Here is an 8,190-nt window from a genome sequence, read left to right on the forward strand (position 1 = left end):
CCTGTGGATCGCCCAGACCGACGAGCTATGCGAGCAGGCGGTGCAGTCATTCCGCCAAGTCTGGCTGAATCGCGGGGCGCAGGCGACCGACTTGCGGGTGGTTCGGTTCTGGGGCGGCGCGGGGAATCCGTCGGCACCCGCCGCGGGCGAGCCGACCGTGCGTGCTGGGGTCAGGTCTCGTGCGTGCTGGGGTCAGGTCTTGCCTTTTGCCCTTCTACACGCCTCGAACGACGGTGCAGGCAAGAGTGAAAACCTGACCCATTCCCGGTTGGTGTGACCCCATTCCCGGTGGGTCCAGTGGCCCATGTGCTCATGGCGCTTCTGGGGCCGATCGGGCAATGACATAGAGACTCGATACAGTTTCCGGGATGGAAGCGCACCATGATCGGCTATCCGAGGGTCCGCTCCACCTCCGCCATGACTTCGAGCAAGAGCGACGGCTTGATGTGGAGTGTCGAGCGCTCGGGGATGGCGCGAACCAGATCCAGCACCTGCTGCGCGCTGCGCTGGCCGCGGCGAATCGCACGCAAGAGGATGCCTAGGGTCCCGTGAACGGGCAGTTGGAGTTCTCGTGCGGCAAGACGGGCTGCCGTGTCGTCGGTCAGGAGTAGGTCGGCCCCATGCTCTTCTGCAATCTGAAGCGCCTGGGTTTCACCGGAATGCAGGGGCATCAGGCGCGAGAGCGCGGCCAACGCCGGGCGCGGCGGATGCTGCGGCGTTACGCGTGCGAATGACGGGCTTGACGTGTCGAAGAGATGTGGCCGGTGTCGCTCGGCCTCGGCCCAAACGACCTCGGGCACCAGCACCGAGGGGAAGTCGCAGAGCAGCCGCAGCGAGTCCAGTTCGTCGAGATGGATCAGCGGCCCGGCATCGCAAACGACAACCCGAGCGATGCGGCTAGCCGTCGCCACGCAGCCCCCATTCCAAATCCTCGCGAACGAAGGTTTCGCTCAGCTCTGCACTGTGGGAACTCAAGTAGCGACGCAGTGCGTCGATGAGTATCTCGTCGAGGTCGCTCGCCCAGCCGTCGTGGACCAGGATCGCCGCTTGCTGCACCAAGCGATCCGGGATCTCGGCCCGAATGGATGTAGTCATGGTTCGCTCGCTCGATGCACTCAATGGCCAGTTAAGGGGAGAATAACCGATGCGGTAAGGCAAAGTAACCAGAGGGATTCCGGGGACAGTATACGTAACTCGTTGGGTTGATGGAGGGTCCACTTTCAGCTTGACCGCAGACTGATGGAAGCCTCCTGCAAATGTCCGCTTCGGGTCGCCAGCAGCCCGTTCCGGTCCATGGGCCGGTCGCGCGCCGGGCGGCTTGGCCCGTGAATCGTCCTTTGGCCCCGCCAGCTTCCGCTCACGCGCCGGGCAGTTCGGGCAGTCCTTGCAGGACGGCAGGATTGGTTTGACGGAAGCGTTCTTCGGCCAGCCGCCGGGGTCCGCCCTGCGTCGGGGCGCAGGTGCTGCGCGCGACCGGATGCTCCCTTCGCCAGTTCGGTCGGTTCGCGCTGATCTGCGTCACGACAGCCGCGCGATCAGGCTCGCGTGGGAAGGACCGTCCAACCCGGGTCTTGCGCTCCCGACTGCGGGTCCGACGCCGCGAGTTGGGCGGACTCCGCATCCGTGAAGAGGCGCGAGCGGGTGTGGAAGCGGACCTCCCGGCCGTTCTCCAGCGAGAACATGCCGCCGCGGCCCGGGACCACGTCGATGATGAGTTGGGTATGGCGCCAGACGGCGAATTGGGGCCGGCCGATATAGAAGGGCGCGCCGGCGATCTCGCCCAGCAGGACATCCTGGTCGCCGACCAGAAAATCCCCTTGGGCGAAGCACATGGGGGAGGAGCCGTCGCAGCAGCCGCCGGATTGGTGGAAGAGCAGCGGGCCGTGCTCGGCCTGGAGTTCCGCGATCAGGCGGGCGGCCGACTCGGTGGCGATGACTCTGGGGACTGGGGTGGGATCGCTCATGGTCTCGACCTCGGGCGGGTGATGATGCCGTCGGCACGCGCGGTGCGGAGCGACTGGGCAAGGGCCCGCGTAGGATGGGTAGAGCGCAGCGAAACCCATCTTCCCATCCGCGGGCACGGGTTGGGGTCGGCGTCGCTCCTGGCGCGACGGTGCTGGTCCGCACAGCGGACCCTACGGGCTCGCGGCTGATGTAGGGTCCGCCGTGGCCGGGCTAGAAGAAGCCCAGTGCCTTGGGGCTATAGCTCACCAGCAGGTTCTTGGTCTGCTGGTAGTGGTCGAGCATCATGCGGTGGTTCTCACGCCCGATGCCGGACTGCTTGTAGCCGCCGAAGGCGGCGTGGGCCGGGTAGGCGTGGTAGCAGTTGGTCCAGACCCGGCCGGCGTGGATGCCGCGGCCCATGCGGAAGCAGCGCCCGGAATCGCGGCTCCAGACCCCGGCGCCCAGGCCATAGAGGGTGTCGTTGGCGAGGTGCAGGGCCTCGGCCTCGTCCCTGAAGGTGGTCACCGAAACCACGGGCCCGAAGATCTCCTCCTGGAAGATGCGCATACGGTTGTTGCCCTTGAACACGGTCGGCTGGACGTAATAGCCGCCTTCGAGCTCCCCGCCCAGGTGGGCCGTGGCCCCGCCGGTCAGCACCTCGGCCCCTTCCTGGCGGCCGATCTCGAAATAGCTCAGGATCTTATCGTGCTGCTCGCTGGACGCCTGGGCGCCGAGCATGGTGTCGGTGTCGAGCGGATTGCCCTGCTTGATCGCCTTGACCCGGGCCAGCGCCTTGGCCATGAAGCGGTCGTAGATCGACTCCTGGATCAGGGCGCGGCTGGGGCAGGTGCAGACCTCGCCCTGGTTCAGCGCGAACATGACGAAGCCCTCGACCGCCTTGTCGAAGAAGTCGTCGTCGGCGGCACAGACATCGTCGAAGAAGATGTTGGGCGACTTGCCGCCCAGCTCGAGCGTGACCGGGATCAGGTTCTGCGCCGCGTACTGCATGATCAGCCGGCCGGTGGTGGTCTCACCGGTGAAGGCGATCTTGGCGATGCGCGGGCTCGACGCCAGCGGCTTGCCGGCCTCCAGGCCAAAACCGTTGACGATGTTGAGGACCCCGGGGGGCAAGAGATCCCCGATCAACTCGGCCCAGACCAGGATGCCGACCGGGGTCTGCTCGGCGGGCTTGAGCACCACGCAGTTGCCGGCGGCGATCGCCGGGGCGAGCTTCCAGGTGGCCATCAGCAGCGGGAAGTTCCAGGGGATGATCTGGCCGACCACGCCCAGCGGCTCATGGAAGTGGTAGGCGACGGTGGTCTCGTCGATCTCCGACAGTGAACCCTCCTGGGCGCGGATACAGCCGGCGAAATAGCGGAAGTGGTCGATGGCCAGCGGCAGGTCCGCGGCGAGGGTCTCGCGCACCGGCTTGCCGTTGTCCCAGGTCTCGGCCACGGCCAGCAGTTCCAGGTTGTCCTCCATGCGCTGGGCGATCTTGACCAGGATGTTGGCGCGCTCCGCGACCGGGGTCTTGCCCCAGCCCTCGCGGGCGGCGTGGGCGGCGTCGAGCGCGGCCTCGATGTCCTCGGCACTGGAGCGCGCCACCTCGCAGAAGCCCTTGCCGTTGACCGGGGAGACGTTCTCGAAATAGGCGCCTTTGGCCGGGGGCGTCCAGTGTCCGCCGATGAAGTTGTCGTAGCGCTTCTTGAAGGTGATCTTGGAGCCGGGCTGGCCGGGATTGGCGTAAATCATGGGGTTCACTCCTCGGGCTTCTTGGTTTGGTGCGGATGGGCTGGGTGCGGTGCGGGCAGGGACACCCTGTAGACCAGCGTAAGCACGGCCTGTGCCAGGACCCTGGTGGCGGCCCGTGCGGCGCCCGAAACCAGCGTGGACGGGGCCGCGGATCGGACCGGGAGCACCGGGCCCCTTCGCTGCACCCGGCAGGCGCACCGCGCGCGGCGCAACGCTGTTCCGAACGGAGACAGTCGGGCCGCCGCGACTGTCCCGTTTCGGAGCAATTCGGGCGCTGGGCAATGCTTATTATTTGTAGAAACCCCGGGGAGGCACTAGACTTCGGCGGTCGATCCCAGGTCGGGGCCTGGTTAGCCGGAGCCATGATCCTAAGAATCGGCAATTGATCACGCAAAGACGCAAAGAACGCAAAGAACGCAAAGAAGAATAGAACGTTGCAGGCGATGATCCCGTCACCGGCAGGCGAACCGTGTGACAGAGATATTGCGTTTTTGCGTGAAACGAATCTTTCTTCCAGGATGATCGAGGCCGCAACGACAGACCCGCAAAGACGGGCGAGGAGGACACCATGTATCCGTCAAGCGATGCCGCGCAGCACGCCCACCAGGTCGCGTCCGTCGGCAGCCGCGGCGCTCCGGACGCCGCCGCGGCGAACCCCGTCGATCCCGCGGAACCGCGGCCCCCGGGCGCCCCCGACCTGCCCGCCGCCATCCTGCAATCCTGGCAGCGCTGCCTGGCCCAGCCGGGGCTGGACCCCTTTAGCCCCCGCGAGCCCGAGGTCCTGGACGCCGGACGGCTGCGCGACCGCACCGAGCCGCTCGCCGGCCTGCTGCGCCTGGCGGAGTCTGAGTTGGGCCTGCTGCTGGAGTCGTTCGGCGGCTCCGGTTATGCCGTCATCCTCACGGATGCCGCGGGGGTGATCCTGCGCCATCGCTGCGACCCGACCCTGGAGCGGGAACTGCGGGCGGCCGGTCTGTGGACCGGGGCGGACTGGGGCGAGACACGCCTCGGCACCAACGGCATCGGCACCTGCATCGTCGAGGGCCGCCCGGTGACCGTCCACCGGGAGGACCACTTCCTGCGCCAGAACATCGGCCTCACCTGCTCCGCCGCCCCCATCCGCGACCCGCAGGGCCGGCTGCTGGGCGTCCTGGACGTCTCCTGCTGCGCCATGGACCACTCCCGCGCCGGTCAGGCACTGGCCCGGGCCCTGGTCAGCAAGTCCGCGAGCATCCTGGAGAACCAGCATTTCCTGCGGCAGTACCGGGCGCAGCGGGTGCTGCGTTGCCACCCCCGGCCCGAGGGCATCGGGCTCCCCCAGGAGTCGCTGATCGCACTCGGGGAGGACAACCGGGTGCTGGCCGTCAATCAGGCCGCGCTCACCCTCCTGGGCGGGGGCGAGCGGGCGCGGCTGCAGGGGCGGGCTCTGGCCGAGGTCCTGGCCGGCAACCTGGACGCGCTGCGGTGCGGCGTGCCCGGCCGGGAGGGGAGCATCCGGGAGTTCCAGGACCAGGAGCGCGGCGGGCGCCTGTTCGGCTTCGTCTATCAATACCGCAAGCCGGCGCGCCGCACCGACCTGCGGGTGCCGCCGGCCCCGGCGGCGGTCCCGGCGAGTGTCCCTGGCGGCGGCGCCGACCTGGGTCACCTGGAGACCCTGGCCGGGAGCGACCCGGGGATGCAGCAGGCCGCCGCACGGGCGCGCCGGGTCATGAACAAGCGTATCCCCATCCTGCTGCATGGCGAGACCGGCACCGGCAAGGAACTGTTTTCGCAGGCCGTCCACCGGGCCAGCGACCGCCGCGAGCGGCCCTTCGTGGCGCTCAACTGTGCCGCCATCCCGGAGACCCTGATCGAGAGCGAGCTCTTCGGCTACAAGGCCGGGGCCTTCACCGGGGCCAGCCGGGAGGGCCGCCGGGGTCGGATCGCGGAGTCGAGCGGCGGCACCCTGTTCCTGGACGAGATCGCCGACATGCCGCTGCCGATGCAGTCGCGCCTGCTGCGCGTCCTGGAGACCCAGGAGGTGGTGCCGCTGGGGGCGGGGCAGGTGGTGCGGGTGGAACTGAACATCATCGCCGCCAGTCACCAGGACCTGGCGCAACGGGTGGTCGATGGCCGCTTCCGCGAGGACCTGTTCTACCGCCTGAACGGCATCACCCTGCACCTGACCCCCTTGCGCCTGCGCGGCGACCTGGAAGAGATCGTGCTGAAGGTGCTGGAGGCGCAGAACGACACCGGGCAGGCCCTGGGCGTGACCCCGGCGGCCATGGCGGCGCTGCTGGCCTTCGAGTGGCCGGGCAACATCCGCCAACTGCGCAACGTCATCCGCACCGCCGTGGCCCTGTGCGAGGAGGGCGTGATCGAGGTCGAGCACCTCAACCTGCCGCGGCTGCCGCGCACGGCGGCGGCGCCGTCCGTACCGGAGCCCCAGACGGTGTCCGCCCCGGCGGCGGCCGGGCCGCTGTCCGCTGACCCGCTGAAGGCCGCAGAACTGGAGGTGATCCGGGCCGGCCTGGAGCGCCACCACTGGAACATCTCGCGCACCGCCGCATCCCTCAACATGAGCCGTAACACCCTGTATCGGAAGATTGAGCGGCACGGCCTGGCGCCGCGCTGAGGTTAATCCAAAATCCGGCAGTGACTCACGCCAAGGCGCCAAGCTCGCCAATAAATACAATAGGGTAGCTTTATGTGAGCAATTGCCGGAGGTGATTAGCTTTGAAACTCAGCCGGTGTCGATATGGCGATTTGTCACGCCCTTTCAGGGCTAAGACTATCTCTGCGGACAACCCAGGGCGTTGCCCTGGGCTGGTATGTGTGACCCCATTGGGGTCAATCCTCCCGCCTGGACCACTTGGTCTCGCGCGGCGGGTGCCTGCCATCGCCGCGACTCTTAAGCCCCGAAGGGGCGCGACATACCAGCCCAGGGCAACGCCCTGGGTGGTCTGTTGTCAAGTAGCCCAGCCCTGAAAGGGCGTGACATCCGCAGGCCGTGGGAACTGGCTGAGTTTCGACGCCAATCACCTTGCCGGATTTAGGATAACGCACTGCAACACCTTGGCGAGCTTGGCGCCTTGGCGTGACAACTCCTATTTCCTGGTTGATCGACGGGGTTGCGTCGCAGGTCGAGGCGCGGGTGGCGGTCGGTGGCTAGGCGCTACCCTGGTTGGACCTCTGCTCGAGGTCGCAGTCGAGCGGCCGGTTCAGGCGCGTGCCGCGGCCTCCCGCACCACCCGATGGATATAGGCAAGCCGATCGATCGCCGCCTGGGGCAGGACGAAGGGATAGAGGTCCTGCTGGCCCATGCTGCGGTTGAGGCTGTTGACCGCGAAGGTCAGCGGCAGCCAGTTCTCGATGATGGGCGCGAAGTCGGCGATGGTGTAGGGGTCGAACTCGGGGTCGGCGCTGCGACAACTGCCGTCGGGCAGCCGCCACTCCACCTCGAGGCCGAAATGGGCGGCGGTCTCCAGGGTGTCGACGATGTGCAGATAGTGCGCCCAGGTCTCGGCCCAGTTTTCCCAGGGGTGGCTGCTCGCGTAGGTCGTGATATAGCGGTCCTGCCAGTCCGTCGGCGGGCCATCGCGGTAATGGGCCTCCAGGGCCTCGCCGTAGTCCTCCCGCTCATCGCCGAAGAGTGCGCGGAAGTCCGCGAGGCGCCCGCCGTCGCGGATCAGCAGGTCCCAATAGTAGTGGCCGATCTCGTGGCGGAAGTGCCCGACCAGGGTGCGGTAGGTCTCGTCCAGGTCCACCCGGATGCGCTCGCGCTTGACCGAGTCCGCCTCCGCGAGGTTGAGCGTGATGAGCCCATCGGCGTGACCCGTCAGCACCGGCTGATCGGGCGGGGCATCCTGGGCGGCGAGGAAGTCGAAGGCCAGGCCGTGTTCGGGGTCCTCCTCCCGACTGCGCACCGGCAGCCCGAGCCGCAGCAGCCCATAGAACAGCCGGCGCTTGCCGCGTTCGACGCGATACCACTTCTGCGGATTGCCCGGGCGGCCCAGATTCGGGATGGTGCGGTTGGGCCGGCAGGCGAGGCACAGGTCCGCGCCCGACTCCGTCGGCACCATCCAGTTGCAGACATTGTGCTGCTTATAGTTGCCGCACTTGCGGTAGCGCCGGCCCTCGATGGCCGTTGTCGGCGGCTCCGGCCGGCGGGACAGGAACCGCGCCAGCAGCCCCGGGCGTTTCAGCGCGGAACTCGCGGGCAGCGGCGTCCAGAAGCCGTCCGCGTCCTCCTCCAATGCCGCCAGCAGCAAGGCATCCGGCACGAAGCCCAGGGTCGCGCCGCACTGATTGCAGCACCAGTTCTCGAAATAGACGGCCTGGCCGCAGGCCTGGCAGGCGAAGGTCCGCATGGTCGGGGCACTCCAGGGTTCGGCAACGGGGAATGAGCGGGATGGCAGATTATCCCCGTATTGCGCGTCGGCCGCTGCACCTCCAGGCGGGCGCCGCGCCCGCCGTCGGGTCCGCCGTGCGGACCGCTTCGCCGGCGAGGTCGGC

7 protein-coding genes are annotated in these 8,190 nt (G+C 67.9%); 2 read left to right on the forward strand and 5 right to left on the reverse strand.

From position 1 onward, the window contains the following. The coding region (locus tag QZY48_RS25990) for a hypothetical protein (RefSeq protein ID WP_295436425.1) at nt 1-277 on the forward strand (277 nt) is incomplete at its 5' end. A gap of 112 nt (nt 278-389) precedes the next feature. Here QZY48_RS25990 and QZY48_RS25995 read toward each other — a convergent pair. The 4 genes from QZY48_RS25995 to adh all read right to left on the reverse strand — a co-directional run bounded on the left by QZY48_RS25995 (nt 390) and on the right by adh (nt 3,696). After that, entirely contained in the window at nt 390-911 is a 522-nt protein-coding gene (locus QZY48_RS25995; protein WP_295436426.1) for a DNA-binding protein, read from the reverse strand. Then, complete coding sequence (locus tag QZY48_RS26000; protein WP_295436427.1) at nt 898-1,095, reverse strand: CopG family transcriptional regulator; 198 nt, start codon at nt 1,093-1,095, stop codon at nt 898-900. The genes QZY48_RS25995 and QZY48_RS26000 overlap by 14 nt, the downstream gene beginning before the upstream one ends. 440 nt (nt 1,096-1,535) lie before the next feature. After that, nucleotides 1,536-1,964 carry a DUF779 domain-containing protein gene (locus tag QZY48_RS26005; protein ID WP_295436428.1) on the reverse strand — a complete coding sequence of 143 codons (429 nt, stop codon included), beginning with the start codon at nt 1,962-1,964 and terminating at the stop codon, nt 1,536-1,538. A 211-nt stretch (nt 1,965-2,175) separates the two neighbouring features. Next, complete coding sequence (gene adh, locus QZY48_RS26010) at nt 2,176-3,696, reverse strand: aldehyde dehydrogenase (protein ID WP_295436429.1); 1,521 nt, start codon at nt 3,694-3,696, stop codon at nt 2,176-2,178. Between the two features lie 568 nt (nt 3,697-4,264). Between adh and QZY48_RS26015 the strand changes: the two genes are divergently transcribed. Further along, nucleotides 4,265-6,310 (forward strand): sigma-54-dependent Fis family transcriptional regulator, encoded by a 2,046-nt coding sequence (locus QZY48_RS26015; RefSeq protein WP_295436430.1) that lies wholly within the window; start codon nt 4,265-4,267, stop codon nt 6,308-6,310. 586 nt (nt 6,311-6,896) lie between these two features. On the opposite strand, the gene QZY48_RS26020 is transcribed toward QZY48_RS26015, so the two are convergent. Continuing rightward, on the reverse strand, nt 6,897-8,045 hold the full coding sequence (locus QZY48_RS26020; RefSeq protein WP_295436431.1) for a putative zinc-binding metallopeptidase: 1,149 nt from the start codon (nt 8,043-8,045) through the stop codon (nt 6,897-6,899). Nucleotides 8,046-8,190 lie beyond the last annotated feature (145 nt).

This window comes from uncultured Thiodictyon sp. (assembly GCF_903828115.1).
Lineage (GTDB): Bacteria > Pseudomonadota > Gammaproteobacteria > Chromatiales > Chromatiaceae > Thiodictyon.